Genomic DNA, 12,362 nt, shown 5'->3' with positions numbered 1-12,362 from the left:
TCGCCGCCGCCTCCGTACGTACTCCTCGATGGTAGGCGGGGTGGCTGCTGCAGGCGGGGTACGCGGCGCCGCGTGAGGAATGCCCCTGTCAGGTGTCCAAGATATGAGGGCGCCGCACCGGCGCCCGGATGGACACCCTGGGGAGGTCCTCATGTCGGACACCATCAGCCCCACCTCAGGTGGAAGCGAGTCACGCCCTGTGGGCAAGGCCCTCACGGGCCAGGCCGGCCCCGGGACGGCACCCGAGACCCGGGGCCGTACGACCATCGCAGACAGCGTGGTCGAAAAGATCGCGGGAATGACCACCCGCGAAGTGCCGGGCGTCCACAGCCTCGGCTCCGGCATGGCCCGCACACTCGGCGCGGTGACCGACAAGGTCTCCGGTGGCCGTCCCGGCGTGGCCCGCGGAGTGAAGGTGGAGGTCGGCGAACGTCAGGCCGCCGTAGATCTTGACGTGGTCGTGGAGTACGGCTTCGCCATCGTCGACGTGGCCGGCGACGTGCGCACCAGCGTCATCACGGCCGTGGAACGCATGACCGGCCTTGAGGTCGTCGAAGTGAACATCACCGTCGACGACGTCCACCTTCCTGACGAGGAGGACGACGAGGAAGGCGAGGGACGCGTGCAGTGACCCCTCGCAACGCAACCGACGGAAATTCAGGTGAGTGAAATGAGCGCAGCAACCGTGGGCCTGCTCGCGGGCATGGCCTTGGGCTACGCCGCATTCTTCGGCGGTTTCTGGGCCTTCCTGCTCGTGGCGTTCCTGGGCCTGGTGGGCCTGATCATCGGCCGCATGGTGCAGGGTGATCTGGAGCTGTCCGACTTCACGCGTTCCCGGAACCGGCAATGACCTCGCACCCTGCGACTGCCCCGCACCCGGGAGCAGGAGGTCCTCCCCGGCCAGACCTGGCGGCGGCCGAACGCGGGGCCACGGTGATCCCGGAGAAGGTGGTCGCCCGGATCGCGGCCCGCGCCGCAAAGGAGGCAGTGGCCTCGCACTCGGACACCTCGGCCGCACTGGCGGAACTGGCCGCTCCGCGCGCGTCGGCCGCCGTGGACAGCGGTACGGCACGGCTGGGGCTGACGCTGGACCTGCCCTATCCGACAGACCTCGCCGACGCATCCCGCCAGGTCCAGCGCTACGTCAGCGAGCGGGTGGCCCATCTGACCGGGATGCGCATCACGGAAGTCACCCTCGCCATCGAGCACTTGGTTCCCGCCGTCGGCATGGAACACCGCCGCGTGCAATGAACCACAGTGCATTCCCCTACCGGGAAGGAGGGCCGGCATGGAACGCGCCCAAGACCCGCCGGCCGAGATGGAGCGGCCCGCGGGAGCCGACGAGGTCACCTCCCGCACGCTGGGGCAGCTGACCGGGCAGCCTCCGGCTGGACCACCCCCGCGTGCTCGGCGCCCGTGGTCAGCGCGCCGGATACCCGCCGCGCTCACCGCCCTGGTCATCGCGGCCGCGGCCGGCACCCTCCTGTTCGACGTCGTCAGGGTCCGAGCCGGCCAGCCCGCCGCAGCGTGGCGCAGGCGCCTCGCCGACGAACTGGCCACCCGCCCCCTGGACGACACCCTCATGCAGATCGGCGCTGCCGTCATCGCCGTCCTCGGGCTCTGGCTGATCGTCTTGGCCCTCAGCCCCGGCCTGCGCCACCAACTGCCCCTCAGGACTCCCGACGCGCAACTACGCGCAGTGCTGGACCGGGAGGCCGCGGAACTCCATTTGCGTGATGCGGCGATGCGCGTGCCCGGAGTGAGTGCCGCCAAGGTCCGGTTCCACCGGAGCCGCGTCAAAGCGCGCGCGGACGTGCGATTCCGCGCCCCCGACGACGTCAAGGCCGACCTCCGGCTCAGTCTGCTCGAGGAACTCGACCGGCTGGCCCTCGCCCGCCGTCCGTCGCTCGATGTCCGGGTGCGGCCACGCCGCAAGTAGCCACACCCGGCGCTGCCCACCACCGAGCACTGGCAGAAGGGGATCCGATGAAGAGGAAATCCGCCATCAACCGAGTCCTCCTGGCCCTGACAGGGGTTGTCCTGCTCTGTACGGGTCTCCTGATCCTTGCGGGCGGTTTCGACCTGTACCGGCGCTGGCTACCACCACCACCCGACGGCTGGCCGCTCACCGCCCCCCACGACATCCTGCTCGACGACGCCACCCGCACCCGCTGGACGGGCGAAGGATGGTGGTGGCCCGCAGCCATCGCCGTCTTGGCCCTCGTCACCCTGCTCGCCCTATGGTGGCTGCTGGCCCAACTCCGCCGTACTCACCCGGGCGCCGTGTCCGTGGGAGGGCCCACGGCCGTGGACGGGGTGGAACTGCGCGAGGGCGCTCTCAGCGACGCCATGGCAGCCGACGCCGGGCACCTGCCCGGTGTTCACCAGGCTCGCGCACGGATGGACGGCCCGACCAGCCATCCCGAAGCCCGCCTGGACATCACCCTCACCTCCGATACCGAGCCCGGCCGCGTCTTGCAGGCACTGTGCGACGGGCCACTGGAACGCGCCCGCCAGTCGACGGGACGGCCCCTTCCGGCAAGGGCGAAGCTGAGTGTGACCCCGCACAAACCCCACCGTGCCGAATGAGAAGTGCCGCCGCTTGCCGATTCGCGTACGGCACCGGGCGGCCCCTTCCCGGCCGGAACAGGGTCGTCCGGCCTGAACCCGACGAGGTCGCGCGGCCCGGGCGGTCAGAACGGCGGAACCGGCTCGATGGTGAACAAGTCCCCGGCTCCGGTGATCTCCAACAGACGCATGAACTGCTCCCGGGGCGCGGCGAGGTAGAGGTTCTGCCTGCTTTCGGCGGCGACGGCACGCGCGACCAGGAGGGCGTTGAGCCCCGATGAGTCGCAGAAGGACAGGTGCTGCAGATCGACCACGACATCGTGAGGGGTCCCTTCACCGGACAGGGCCGTCAGGAGTACCCGGCGGAACTCCTCGGCGCGGCCGATGTCCATCTCACCGTGCGGCCGCACCACCGTCGCACCGCCGTGGACCTCGACGTCGATGTCCTCGCTGCCGTCGCCGCCTTCGCCGCGCACGCTCTGTCTCCTCTCGGCATCCCTGGGGCCAGCCTAGGGCTGGTGTCAGGCGGCAACCAGCACGACACCGGCCGAGCGATCCCCGTGCTCTACGGGCATGTACAGCGCCGCCCCGCGGGCGCTCCGATGGCCGTGTCACGCCGTCGATGCGTGCGGCGGTCCCCTGCGGGGAGGCGCTTCCGTCCCCGGCCGATCCGCGCACACATGGGGATTTAATATCATTTGCCCATTATGCGTAGCGCCGAGGCGGCGGGGTAGGGGATGACCAGGCCCTTAGGCCACGCGCGAGTGGCGTGGAGGTGAGAGGAATGGGTGCAGGCAAGAAGGTCAAGAACGTTGCGAAGACGACCAAGGGCAAGGTGAAGGAAAGCACGGGCAAGGCTGTCGGCAACGAGAGCTTGGAAGCCAAGGGACGCGGTGAGCAGGCGCTGGGCGACGCGAAGCAGGCCACTCAGAAGGCCAAGGACGCCCTCAAGCACTGACGCCTTTGAGGTGAAGGCTGTCATTCGTGAGGTGACCCGGGGGTGAGGGCCGGCGGAGTCCGCCGGCCCTCACGTACGGTCCGTACCACGCCGTGGCGTGCTCTACGCAGGCTGTCGGCGCCGGCGTCGGCGGGGCGGCGCCGGCTCCTCCTCTTCGTCGAGCCCGTCCGCGTCCTCCTCCCCCGCCTCTTCCTCGCCTTCCTCAGGCTCTTCGTCGTAGTACTGGGCGTCCTCGTCCTCGTCGTCTCCCCCTTCGGCCTGTTCCTCGTCCTCGTACTCCTCGTCGCCGCCGTTCTCGTCCTCGTAGCCCTCTTCGTCTCCCTCTTCGCCCTGTTCCTCTTCGCCCTGTTCCTCGTCGGCCTGTTCCTGTTCAAGGGCTTCTTCATGGGTCTGCACGACTTCGCCGTCGCGGATCTCGCCACGCCAGCCTTCCGGTTCATCGGTGGTGAGCATGACGTGGCGCAGGAAGTTCTTGAGGTCCAGGCGCAGACGACGCCCTTGGGCCCGCCACAGGTTGCCGGTCTTCTCGAACAGTCCGGAGGGGTAGTACTCGACGACGATGACGATGCGGGTCAGCGAGGGGGCGAGCTCGTGGAACGTGACGCAGCCACGGGTGGTGCCCTTGGCGCCCTCGGACGTCCACACGATGCGGTCGTCGGGGACCTGCTCCTGGACCGTGGCCTTCCAGCTGCGCGTGGAGGGGCCGACCTTGACCTTCCAGTCGGTGGTCGTGTCGTCCCCGCGGGAGACGTCGCGGACGCCCTTGGCGAATCCGCTGAAGTCCTCGTACTGCGTCCAGTGGTCGTAGACCGTACGCAGCGGCAAGCCTACGTCGAGCACCTCGACGATGTTCATCAGCTTGCCGCCGCCGCTCTTGCGACCCTTCCCCTTGCCGCCGCCAAAAGCCTCGGTGACCTTGTCCTTCAGGTCTCCGAGCTTCTGCCCGGCGATGGCCTTGAGAGGCGAATCGCCCTTGACCATACGGCCGCCGATGCCGGCGATGTCCGAGAGGCTGCCGCCGTTATCGGCGACATCGTAGAGCTGGTCGGTCAGGCCGGAGAGTTTGTCAGTGGCCTTGTCGGCGAGCTGGTCGGCCTGGGCCGCGAGGAATCCGGTCAGTTCCTTCAGCAGCTGGTCCATCCCGGAAGAGGACTCCGACGACTTGCTGCGGTCTGAGGTTGCCATGACCTACCTCCGCGTGGACGGCTTGCGGGCCGCGGTCTTCTTGGCGGCTGTCTTGCGGGCCGGGCTGCGGCCGGCGGTCTTCTTTGCGGTTGCCCTCGTGGCAGCGCTCTTGCGTGCCGGGCTCTGACCGGTGGCCTTCTTGCGTGGCGGGCTACTGCTGGCCTTCTTCGCGGCCGCCTTGGACGGCGCCTTGCTCGCGGCGGAACTCTTCCTGGCGGGCGCGGTCTTGGAAGCCGGCCTGCTGCCGGCCGTCTCTTTCGCCGCTGTCTTCTTGGCGGGCGCGGCCTTCTTCGCCGAGGCGGCCGTCTTCCTTGTCGGCCGGGCGGCCTTCTTCGCCGGTGGCGCGGACTTCTTCGCCGGTGGGGCGGACTTCTTCGCCGGTGGGGCGGACTTCTTGGAAGGCGTCGCGGCCTTCTTTGCCGGTGACTTCTTCGCGGGAGCCGCCTTGGTCGCCTGAGTCCTCTTGGCGGGCGCAGCCTTGTGCCCCGCAGTGGCGGCCTTCTTCGCCGCAGCGGGACGCGAAGCGGCCTTCGGGGCGGGGGCCGCGCTGCGGGTCCTGCGTGCTTGGGCCGAGGGGCGGGTGCGCCGGGGCGGGGGAGGCGGCTCCTCCCCATCCTCTTCCGGTCCCTCTTCCTCTTCCGGCTCCTCTGCGGGCTCCTTGCGGCGACGGCCCGCGCTCCGGTCGGCTCGCGCGTGAGCCGAGGTACGCGTTCGGCGCGGCGGCGGGGCGGGCTCTTCCTCCTCCGCCTCCTCTTCAGGCTCCTCCTCTTCAGCTTCCTCCTCTTCAGGCTCCTCCTCTTCAGGCTCCTCCTCTTCAGCTTCCGCCTCCGGCCCTTCCTCGGCTTCCTCCTCTTCGTACTCTCCTTCGTCGTCCTCGGGTCCGTAACCTTCCTCGTCCGCGTAGCCCTCGGCTTCGTCGCCCTCGTCCTCGTCCTCGTAGGGCTCTTGCTCCTCGCCCTCTGCTTCGTCCTCCTCCCGGCCTCGGTCGGTGTTGCCGCGGGAGAGCTCAAGGGTGCGCTCGTGCAGGGTGCCGGCGAGGTCTGCGAGCTTGCGGTTGGCCGCGGTGGCCAACGCCTGGCGGCCTGCGTCGAGGGCCTCGCCTCGCAGTTGATCGGCCAAGTCGGCGAACTGGGGCATCTCTTTGAGCCGGGAGGCACCTTCCTTGAGAAGTTGTCCGGGTTCGAGTCCGAAGCGTCGACCGGCGAGATAGGTCGCGAGGCTGAACGCCAGGCGGCCCTTCTTGGTCCGGCCGAGTATGTAGCCTCCGGCCACCGCAGCGGCCAGCGCGACCTTGGTGGTGTCCTCCATGATCATCCCTTCGCAGGGCGGGCGCGTGCGGACTTGGTGAAGTCGCCCGCGGGCAGCCGATCGCGACGATCGGGTAGCCCGCCAGGGGAAAGAGGTCCCGGCGGGGCCGCTCGAAAAGCTCCTACCCTCACCACGGGACTAATGCCTGTATTTGGTGACATTCTAGTTTCTGTGAGGCTGTCTCCCCAAGGGAGGGGTATATGGCCGCAGCGGAACCTGCACGCCCCCGGCGGGCCTCGTCTCGGCCGGTCGGCGAGGGAGCAGAGCAGGACACGAACGCGCGCCGTCGCGCCAAGTCCCGGCGCCGCTCCGGCACACCGGGGGCTGCGGCGGCCATGCGTGCGGCAGCCGAGCAACTCGCCGAACTCCTGGGCAACTTCCCCGATTCGGTGTCCTCGCTCAAGCCGACCGAAGACGGCTGGGTGGCACAGGTGGAGGTGGTGGAGCTGGAACGCATCCCGGACACCACCAGCGTGATGGCCAGCTACCGGGTCGCTCTGGACGAGGACGGCGAATTGATCTCCTACGAACGCACACGCCGCTACAGCCGCGGCATGATCGACCGGCTGACCTGAGAACGGTCCGGCCGACGGAAGGAGGCGCCATGACCATGGTGCCGCAGGGCGCCGGCCCCGTCGCGCGAGGGCAGGGGGGCGGCTCGTCCAGCCTCTACGACGTCCTGGAACTCATCCTCGACCGCGGACTGGTCATCGACGTCTTCGTCCGCATCTCCCTGGTGGGCATCGAACTCATCAAGATCGACGCCCGTATCGTGGTGGCCAGCGTCGACACCTACCTGCGCTTCGCCGAAGCGTGTAACCGCCTCGACCTCGAAGCCGGCCGCAAGGCCCCCGCCCAGCTTCCCGACGTCATGGGCAGGGTGATGGAGGGCGGCGCCCGCGGAAAGAGCAAGGGAGCTCTCGGCGGAGCCGTCGAAGCCGTAACGGAATCCCTGACCGGCGCATCATCGTCCCGTGAGCCGGACGAAGACGAAGAGGAGGCGGAGGAAGCCCCGCGGCGGCGGCGTCCCGCCGCCAGGCGCACCGCACGGCGGGAGAGGGAGTGAGCGATGCCGCTCTACGTGTACTCGATCATCACAAAGGGTCACCCTTGCCGCTTGGACGGGCTCCGCGGCGTGGGCGCGAAGCCGTCGCCAGTGCGCACCGTCACCGCTGGACCACTGTGCGCGGTGGTCAGCGACGTCGACGAGGAGATCCAGCCGAAACGCCGCGACCTCATCGCCCACCAAGAGGTGCAGGAGCGGCTGATGACCGACGGGGTCGTCCTGCCGCTGCAATTCGGCTACACCGCCCCCGACGACCTCGCCGTTTCCGAGGCCCTCGCATCCAACACGGACGGCTATCTCTCCACGCTGTCGCGCTTGGAGGGCTGCGCCGAGTACCACGTGCGGGCCTCGCAGACCGACGACACGCCCTTGCTGGAGCAGATCCTTGAGGACCTGCCCGAGGCCCGGGACCTGAACGAACGGATCCGCGGCGGCGACCGCGACCCGGGGCTGCCGCTCGCCTTGGGCGAGATGGTCGCCCACGAGGTACAGGCACGACAGGAGACCCTCTCCGTCGGCTTGACTGAGGCCCTCATCCCGTTCTCCCGCGAGCACCTGGTCCGCCCGCCTTCGGGAAGCGACTTCCTCAACCTCTCCCTCCTGGTACCCGACGAGCACAAGGAGGGCTTGCGCACGGCGGAAGCCAACATCGCCCGCGAGATCGGCGAGGGGATCGACCTGCGCTTCTCCGGGCCCCTGCCCCCCTACAGCTTCGTCCAATAGCCGACAGCGTCCCCTGGGGAGAAGGGAGGACCGACCGATGGGACTGCTGACTTATCTGCTGACGCTCCCCGCAGCGCCGGTACGTGCCGTCACCTGGGTCGCGCAGCGCGTCGTCGACCAGGCCGAAGAGGAGTACTACGACCCCGCACCCGTCTGGCACCGGCTCGCCGAACTGGAAAAGCAACTGCTGAGCGGCGAGATCGACGAGGAGGCGTTCGACCGTGAGGAGGACGAGCTCCTCGCTCGGCTGGCGGAGATCAACGAGTACCGCCAGCGGCCCTGACTGCGCGGAGGGAGCGCCACCGTGACCGATTCCCTGCCCGGCCGTCCCGGATCCTTCGCATCCCGCGCGCCGATGCCGTACGGGCCCACCTCCACCTCCAGCCTCGCGGACATCCTTGAGCGAGTCCTCGACAAGGGCATCGTCATCGCCGGCGACATCCGCATCAACCTACTCGACATCGAACTGCTGACCATCAAACTCCGCATTCTGATCGCCTCGGTCGACAAGGCGAAGGAGATGGGCATCGACTGGTGGGAACACGACCCGTCCCTGTCCAGCCGGCATACCGGCAGCCCCCTGGAACAGGAGAACCGCCGCCTGCGCGCCGAACTCGAAGCCCTCCGCAGCGAGCTCGGCCCCGCCGATCCTGCCGAGGGAGACGACCCGAACGACGAGTCGGTCCGTCCGCCGACCGGCCCGCGCCGCCGTAGGAGCGAGCCGTGAACACCCCCGCCGCCCTCACCTACGTGTACGCCGTCACCGAGCCGACAGGCCCCCTGACGCAGGCACTCCCCCGCCTACGCGGCATCGGCGATACCCCCCTGCGGCTTCTGCCGCCCGCGGAGGACCTCACCGCCACCTCCGGCGAGATCGCGCCGCTCGCCTTCGTCGCCGGCGACGTGCCCGAACGAGACTTCAACGAGACCGCCCTCAAGGAACACTTCGAAAACCTCGACTGGCTGGAGTACGTCGCCCGCACCCACCACGACGTCGTCCAAGGCGTCGGCGCGTACGCGCCCCTGCTTCCTCTGCGCCTGGCCATCGTCTATCAGGACGACCAGCGCGCCAGCCGGGCCCTCACAGCTCAGCACCGCGCCTTCGGCCAGCGCTTGGACCAGCTCCGCGCCCACACGGAATACGGCGTCAAGATCTACCTCGCGGCCTCCACCCCACCTGATGCCAACCAGTCGGTCGCCGCCGACCCCGCCCAACCGATCGGCCCTGGCAAGGCCTACTTGAGCGCCCGCAAGGCCCAGCACAACGCCCGCGACGTGAATTACCGGCAGGCCCAACTTGCCGCCCAGGCCATCGAAGCCATCGCTGCCCGCCACACCGCCGAGCGCGCGCGCCACGCTCCACAGCGCGGAGCGCTGGCCACCGCCCAGGAGAACGTCCTCAACGACGCCTACCTCGTCCCGGACGACCAGGCCGAGGAGTTCCGCAGCGCCCTCGCCGACGCAGCCCTCCTCTTCCCCGAGGTCCGCATCGAGGTCACCGGGCCCTGGGCCCCCTACTCCTTCGCCACACCCGTCGACCCCCAGGGCACTCGCGATGGCTCCGACGCCCCGGCAGGCGCCCGACAGCCGCCACCATGACACCCGCCCGCTACGACGAGCCCTTGCCCGAGCGGCAAGTCGCGCTCGTCGACCTTCTCGACCGCCTCCTGAGCGGCGGCGTCGTCCTGACCGGTGACATCGTCCTGTCCATCGCCGACATCGACCTCGTGCGCATCTCACTGCGAGCCCTCATCGTCTCCGTCACCTCCGAGACCCCTCCCGCCCCAGCGCCCGGTGGAGGTCACGATGAACCCTGAACCATCCCCGCCTCCCCGCCCCCGTCCCGGCCAGCTCCAAGACGTCGGTGACCGCCTCTCCCACGCCTTCCGCCTCATCCAGGCGCCGCCGGTGCCCCAAGACCGGGCCTCCCCGCCCGCCCGGCATCTGAACACCAACCCTGAAACCGTCGGCGAAGACCTTCTCAAGCTCGTTCTCACCCTCGTCGAACTCCTGCGCCAGCTCATCGAACGCCAAGCCCTGCGCCGCGTCGACGCCGGCGACCTCACTGACGCCCAGGAAGAGGAACTCGGAGCCACCCTCCTCGCCCTCCACGACACCCTGTCCGATCTGTGCACCGAACACGGTTACGCCCTTGAGGACCTCAATCTCGATTTGGGCCCCCTCGGGCCCCTCCTCCCACCACGTGAATGACCCACGTCCTGCCCGCGCCGGGCCGGATGCCCATCACGAGCTCACGGTCTCCGCACCGCGGCAGTGATCGGCTGCCCTGCAATGGCGCGAACTTCCGCAAGCGCCCCGCGCCAGCCTCCGCCGACACTGGAATGGCAAAGGCTCTCTTACGTGATGATCCTCGTCGCGTCGTCCCCACCGAACTGCGGGCCGGAGGATGAGCATGGCAACGCAGGCCGGCACCCTGATGCATGCCACCCTGTACGACGCGCCCGATTTCCAGGGCGCCGCCGTCTCGATATCGCCCGACAGGTGGAAGGAAGACGGCGGGGCGGTCGTCTACTCGCTCGCCCGTCTGGGGCTCGTTCGCCTGGGCTCTCTGCGGCTCCCTCCGGAGCCGGACGACCCCGAGCACCCCCTCCATCAATACCTCGCATGGTTCGCCCACGTCACGGTGTGGGCGTCCAGGCCGCAGACCGGGCGCCTCGACCCGGAGGGGCGAGGGACGACGTGGCAGCAGTACGACGCCGATACGGGCGATCTCGGTGACTGGGCAGCCCGCTCGCAGTACGTGCGTGTCTGGAACGAGGAGGACGGCGCCGTGACCGACAGGGATCCGGTTGCCGGGGACGGCTGCCCCCTCATCCTCAAGGTCGTGGAATAGCCCACGCCGCCCCCCGCCTGATGGCAGGCGGAGCGGTGGAGCGGCTACGGGCGGGCAGGCGCGCCCCGGTGGGTGCGAAATGCGACGCTGTCGGGGCCCGCGCGCCGCGACCGTGAGAAGACGGGTCGCCGCCCCGCGAGGCCGGCCGACCTCGTCGGCGTACCGCGCCGTGCCAATAGGTCGTCAAAGAGCCAGCACTATGGCGAACACCAGGAAGAACAAGGCGCATATCACCGCCACAGCGATGATGATCGCAAGCGGGCCGCGGGCCCAACCCCGCTTCGGGGGCCGGTACGGTCCGGCGCCGGTGCCGGTACTTGCCTCCCCCGGCGGCGTCTCCCCGGGCGGAACAGCGCCGCCGGCTTCGAGTCCTGGCGTCACACGAGGATCGGGATCCGGGTTGCTTGCCGGAATGTCTCTGGTCATATTTGGCGACTCCCCCTGATCGGCGGTGTCATGCCTCCCCTGCGTCGCCCCTGAGGTCGATTCTGCGGGAGGTATCAATTGCGGGGGTATCTGCCCAGAGCCGGAACAGGCCTGCGGGCAAGGACGGCTTCCACAGGAGCGCGAACCCGCGGCTCATCGGCGGGGGTACCCCGGACGGCTCAGGCCGCCAAGGGGGCCGTCGCCATTGCCGCGCCTTCGCGTAGCCCGGCGAGGAACTCCTCGATGGCTTCTACGGCGGTGTACCGGGGCTCCCAGTCAAGTAGCTCGCGCGCCCGGGAGGAGTCCAGCAGCGGCAGGCGCAGGACCGCGTCGAAGAGGTCGGGGGAGGCCCCGACGAGGTGCAGGCGCCACGCGGCGGCGAGCGCGGTCCGCACCGGCGCCGTCGTCATGCGCAGAGGCCGCGCGTCGAGCATGCCCGCCAGGACCTGGGCGTCCAGGGGCGGGTCGGCGGCAAGGTTGAAGGCCCCCTGGACAGGGCGGACCGCGGCGGCCAGGTACGCAGCCGCGGCATCGTCGGTGTGCATGGCCTGGAAGCGCAGGCCCGGCAGGTCGGGCACGGCGGGGATCAGACCGGGCCGGACGAGCCTGCCTGGAAGCAGCCGGCCCGCGAAGATACGGCGCTGCTCGGAGGCCGCCGCCCGCTTGAACAGGAATCCGGGGCGCATCCGCACCACGCGGATGCCCGGGTGGTCACGTTCGAAGACATCGAGCAGCCGTTCGCAGTACGCCTTCTCCCGGCAGTACGCCGCCCCGGGCCAGCCGTGTGTGGGCCAGGATTCGTCGACCGCGCGGTCCTTCGGCCCGGGTGAGTAGGCGCCGACCGAGGAGGCCTGTACGAGAGCGGGTACGCCCGAGGCGACGACGGCGTCGAAGACGCGAATGCTCCCGAGAACGTTGGTCCGCCAGGTCTCGGCGGGATCGTGCGTGGGCTGGAACTTCCACGCCAGGTGGATCACGACGTCGGCGCCGTCGAAGAGCGGTCCGAGCTCGTCCCCGTCGGCTTCGAGGTCCACGGTGTGCCAGGTGGTCTTCTCGGGCTGCCAGTCGGGGACCCTGCGGGCCAGGCCCACTATGGCCCCTACACGGGGATCGGCCGCCAGCGCCTGCACCACGCTGGTCCCGACGTTGCCGGTGGCACCGACGACGACGATCCGGAGAGGTGGAGTGAGTGTCATCGGAACTCCCTTCCGAGCGGCCCCACCCTTCCGGGCCATGGGGCGCGTGGGCGAAGGGTCGCGGTCCGGTTATTTCGA

The 12,362-nt window shown here is 69.6% G+C and carries 20 protein-coding genes; 15 read left to right on the top strand and 5 right to left on the bottom strand.

The features are described from left to right. The first annotated feature begins 151 nt into the window (after positions 1-151). The 5 genes from ACIBAD_RS30355 (at position 152) to ACIBAD_RS30335 (ending at position 2,589) form a co-directional block, all read left to right on the top strand. Positions 152-631: an Asp23/Gls24 family envelope stress response protein gene (locus ACIBAD_RS30355; RefSeq protein WP_398909815.1), complete on the top strand. Its 480-nt coding sequence runs from the start codon at positions 152-154 to the stop codon at positions 629-631. Between the two features lie 39 nt (positions 632-670). Further along, positions 671-850: a hypothetical protein gene (locus ACIBAD_RS30350; RefSeq protein ID WP_134067183.1), complete on the top strand. Its 180-nt coding sequence runs from the start codon at positions 671-673 to the stop codon at positions 848-850. A gap of 83 nt (positions 851-933) precedes the next feature. Further along, positions 934-1,251 (top strand): hypothetical protein, encoded by a 318-nt coding sequence (locus tag ACIBAD_RS30345; RefSeq protein ID WP_398909813.1) that lies wholly within the window; start codon positions 934-936, stop codon positions 1,249-1,251. 37 nt (positions 1,252-1,288) lie between these two features. Then, positions 1,289-1,939 carry a DUF6286 domain-containing protein gene (locus ACIBAD_RS30340; RefSeq protein ID WP_398909811.1) on the top strand — a complete coding sequence of 217 codons (651 nt, stop codon included), beginning with the start codon at positions 1,289-1,291 and terminating at the stop codon, positions 1,937-1,939. A gap of 47 nt (positions 1,940-1,986) precedes the next feature. Then, a complete protein-coding gene (locus ACIBAD_RS30335; protein ID WP_398909809.1) occupies positions 1,987-2,589 on the top strand; it encodes an alkaline shock response membrane anchor protein AmaP in 603 nt (200 codons plus the stop codon). A 104-nt stretch (positions 2,590-2,693) separates the two neighbouring features. On the opposite strand, the gene ACIBAD_RS30330 is transcribed toward ACIBAD_RS30335, so the two are convergent. Beyond that, complete coding sequence (locus ACIBAD_RS30330) at positions 2,694-3,044, bottom strand: STAS domain-containing protein (protein ID WP_398909807.1); 351 nt, start codon at positions 3,042-3,044, stop codon at positions 2,694-2,696. A 308-nt stretch (positions 3,045-3,352) separates the two neighbouring features. Between ACIBAD_RS30330 and ACIBAD_RS30325 the strand changes: the two genes are divergently transcribed. Then, on the top strand, positions 3,353-3,526 hold the full coding sequence (locus ACIBAD_RS30325; RefSeq protein WP_134067191.1) for a CsbD family protein: 174 nt from the start codon (positions 3,353-3,355) through the stop codon (positions 3,524-3,526). Between the two features lie 102 nt (positions 3,527-3,628). Here ACIBAD_RS30325 and ACIBAD_RS30320 read toward each other — a convergent pair whose 3' ends face one another. Together ACIBAD_RS30320 and ACIBAD_RS30315 are read right to left on the bottom strand one after the other, a co-directional pair. Beyond that, complete coding sequence (locus tag ACIBAD_RS30320; RefSeq protein ID WP_398909805.1) at positions 3,629-4,711, bottom strand: SRPBCC family protein; 1,083 nt, start codon at positions 4,709-4,711, stop codon at positions 3,629-3,631. 3 nt (positions 4,712-4,714) lie between these two features. Beyond that, complete coding sequence (locus ACIBAD_RS30315; protein ID WP_398909803.1) at positions 4,715-6,019, bottom strand: histone protein; 1,305 nt, start codon at positions 6,017-6,019, stop codon at positions 4,715-4,717. Between the two features lie 200 nt (positions 6,020-6,219). Between ACIBAD_RS30315 and ACIBAD_RS30310 the strand changes: the two genes are divergently transcribed. The 9 genes from ACIBAD_RS30310 to ACIBAD_RS30270 all read left to right on the top strand — a co-directional run bounded on the left by ACIBAD_RS30310 (position 6,220) and on the right by ACIBAD_RS30270 (position 10,662). After that, positions 6,220-6,594 carry a gas vesicle protein gene (locus ACIBAD_RS30310; protein WP_398909801.1) on the top strand — a complete coding sequence of 125 codons (375 nt, stop codon included), beginning with the start codon at positions 6,220-6,222 and terminating at the stop codon, positions 6,592-6,594. A gap of 29 nt (positions 6,595-6,623) precedes the next feature. After that, entirely contained in the window at positions 6,624-7,085 is a 462-nt protein-coding gene (locus tag ACIBAD_RS30305; RefSeq protein ID WP_398909799.1) for a gas vesicle structural protein GvpA, read from the top strand. Positions 7,086-7,088: 3 nt separating this feature from the next. Further along, on the top strand, positions 7,089-7,808 hold the full coding sequence (locus ACIBAD_RS30300; RefSeq protein WP_134067201.1) for a GvpL/GvpF family gas vesicle protein: 720 nt from the start codon (positions 7,089-7,091) through the stop codon (positions 7,806-7,808). 37 nt (positions 7,809-7,845) lie between these two features. After that, complete coding sequence (locus ACIBAD_RS30295; RefSeq protein WP_134067203.1) at positions 7,846-8,091, top strand: gas vesicle protein GvpG; 246 nt, start codon at positions 7,846-7,848, stop codon at positions 8,089-8,091. Between the two features lie 72 nt (positions 8,092-8,163). Next, positions 8,164-8,535 (top strand): gas vesicle protein GvpJ, encoded by a 372-nt coding sequence (locus tag ACIBAD_RS30290; RefSeq protein WP_208329037.1) that lies wholly within the window; start codon positions 8,164-8,166, stop codon positions 8,533-8,535. Next, positions 8,532-9,407 carry a GvpL/GvpF family gas vesicle protein gene (locus ACIBAD_RS30285; RefSeq protein WP_134067205.1) on the top strand — a complete coding sequence of 292 codons (876 nt, stop codon included), beginning with the start codon at positions 8,532-8,534 and terminating at the stop codon, positions 9,405-9,407. Before ACIBAD_RS30290 ends, ACIBAD_RS30285 begins: the two co-directional genes overlap by 4 nt. Continuing rightward, positions 9,404-9,625 carry a gas vesicle protein gene (locus ACIBAD_RS30280; protein WP_134067207.1) on the top strand — a complete coding sequence of 74 codons (222 nt, stop codon included), beginning with the start codon at positions 9,404-9,406 and terminating at the stop codon, positions 9,623-9,625. Before ACIBAD_RS30285 ends, ACIBAD_RS30280 begins: the two co-directional genes overlap by 4 nt. Beyond that, a complete protein-coding gene (locus ACIBAD_RS30275) occupies positions 9,615-10,019 on the top strand; it encodes a gas vesicle protein K (RefSeq protein ID WP_134067209.1) in 405 nt (134 codons plus the stop codon). The genes ACIBAD_RS30280 and ACIBAD_RS30275 overlap by 11 nt, the downstream gene beginning before the upstream one ends. Positions 10,020-10,221: 202 nt before the next feature. Continuing rightward, complete coding sequence (locus tag ACIBAD_RS30270) at positions 10,222-10,662, top strand: hypothetical protein (RefSeq protein WP_134067211.1); 441 nt, start codon at positions 10,222-10,224, stop codon at positions 10,660-10,662. 183 nt (positions 10,663-10,845) lie between these two features. On the opposite strand, the gene ACIBAD_RS30265 is transcribed toward ACIBAD_RS30270, so the two are convergent. Both ACIBAD_RS30265 and ACIBAD_RS30260 read right to left on the bottom strand, forming a co-directional pair. Continuing rightward, positions 10,846-11,088 carry a DUF6480 family protein gene (locus ACIBAD_RS30265; RefSeq protein WP_398909796.1) on the bottom strand — a complete coding sequence of 81 codons (243 nt, stop codon included), beginning with the start codon at positions 11,086-11,088 and terminating at the stop codon, positions 10,846-10,848. 179 nt (positions 11,089-11,267) lie between these two features. Beyond that, entirely contained in the window at positions 11,268-12,284 is a 1,017-nt protein-coding gene (locus tag ACIBAD_RS30260) for an NAD-dependent epimerase/dehydratase family protein (protein WP_134067215.1), read from the bottom strand. Positions 12,285-12,362: the final 78 nt, after the last annotated feature.

Origin of the sequence: Streptomyces sp. NPDC051109 (assembly GCF_044455885.1) — a bacterium.
Taxonomy (GTDB): Bacteria; Actinomycetota; Actinomycetes; order Streptomycetales; family Streptomycetaceae; genus Streptomyces.
Note: the sequence above shows the minus strand (reverse complement) of the source record. Positions and strands in the feature narration are given on the sequence as shown.

Bases quoted from the DNA above. Each gene is read 5' to 3' on its own strand.
- ACIBAD_RS30310 (WP_398909801.1), top strand. From the start codon at position 6,220: ATGGCCGCAGCGGAACCTGCACGCCCCCGGCGGGCCTCGTCTCGGCCG.
- ACIBAD_RS30315 (WP_398909803.1), bottom strand. From the start codon at position 6,019: ATGGAGGACACCACCAAGGTCGCGCTGGCCGCTGCGGTGGCCGGAGGC.
- ACIBAD_RS30275 (WP_134067209.1), top strand. From the start codon at position 9,615: ATGAACCCTGAACCATCCCCGCCTCCCCGCCCCCGTCCCGGCCAGCTC.
- ACIBAD_RS30270 (WP_134067211.1), top strand. From the start codon at position 10,222: ATGGCAACGCAGGCCGGCACCCTGATGCATGCCACCCTGTACGACGCG.
- ACIBAD_RS30340 (WP_398909811.1), top strand. From the start codon at position 1,289: ATGGAACGCGCCCAAGACCCGCCGGCCGAGATGGAGCGGCCCGCGGGA.
- ACIBAD_RS30320 (WP_398909805.1), bottom strand. From the start codon at position 4,711: ATGGCAACCTCAGACCGCAGCAAGTCGTCGGAGTCCTCTTCCGGGATG.
- ACIBAD_RS30350 (WP_134067183.1), top strand. From the start codon at position 671: ATGAGCGCAGCAACCGTGGGCCTGCTCGCGGGCATGGCCTTGGGCTAC.
- ACIBAD_RS30295 (WP_134067203.1), top strand. From the start codon at position 7,846: ATGGGACTGCTGACTTATCTGCTGACGCTCCCCGCAGCGCCGGTACGT.
- ACIBAD_RS30300 (WP_134067201.1), top strand. From the start codon at position 7,089: ATGCCGCTCTACGTGTACTCGATCATCACAAAGGGTCACCCTTGCCGC.
- ACIBAD_RS30260 (WP_134067215.1), bottom strand. From the start codon at position 12,284: ATGACACTCACTCCACCTCTCCGGATCGTCGTCGTCGGTGCCACCGGC.
- ACIBAD_RS30355 (WP_398909815.1), top strand. From the start codon at position 152: ATGTCGGACACCATCAGCCCCACCTCAGGTGGAAGCGAGTCACGCCCT.
- ACIBAD_RS30305 (WP_398909799.1), top strand. From the start codon at position 6,624: ATGACCATGGTGCCGCAGGGCGCCGGCCCCGTCGCGCGAGGGCAGGGG.
- ACIBAD_RS30325 (WP_134067191.1), top strand. From the start codon at position 3,353: ATGGGTGCAGGCAAGAAGGTCAAGAACGTTGCGAAGACGACCAAGGGC.
- ACIBAD_RS30265 (WP_398909796.1), bottom strand. From the start codon at position 11,088: ATGACCAGAGACATTCCGGCAAGCAACCCGGATCCCGATCCTCGTGTG.
- ACIBAD_RS30280 (WP_134067207.1), top strand. From the start codon at position 9,404: ATGACACCCGCCCGCTACGACGAGCCCTTGCCCGAGCGGCAAGTCGCG.
- ACIBAD_RS30290 (WP_208329037.1), top strand. From the start codon at position 8,164: ATGCCGTACGGGCCCACCTCCACCTCCAGCCTCGCGGACATCCTTGAG.
- ACIBAD_RS30335 (WP_398909809.1), top strand. From the start codon at position 1,987: ATGAAGAGGAAATCCGCCATCAACCGAGTCCTCCTGGCCCTGACAGGG.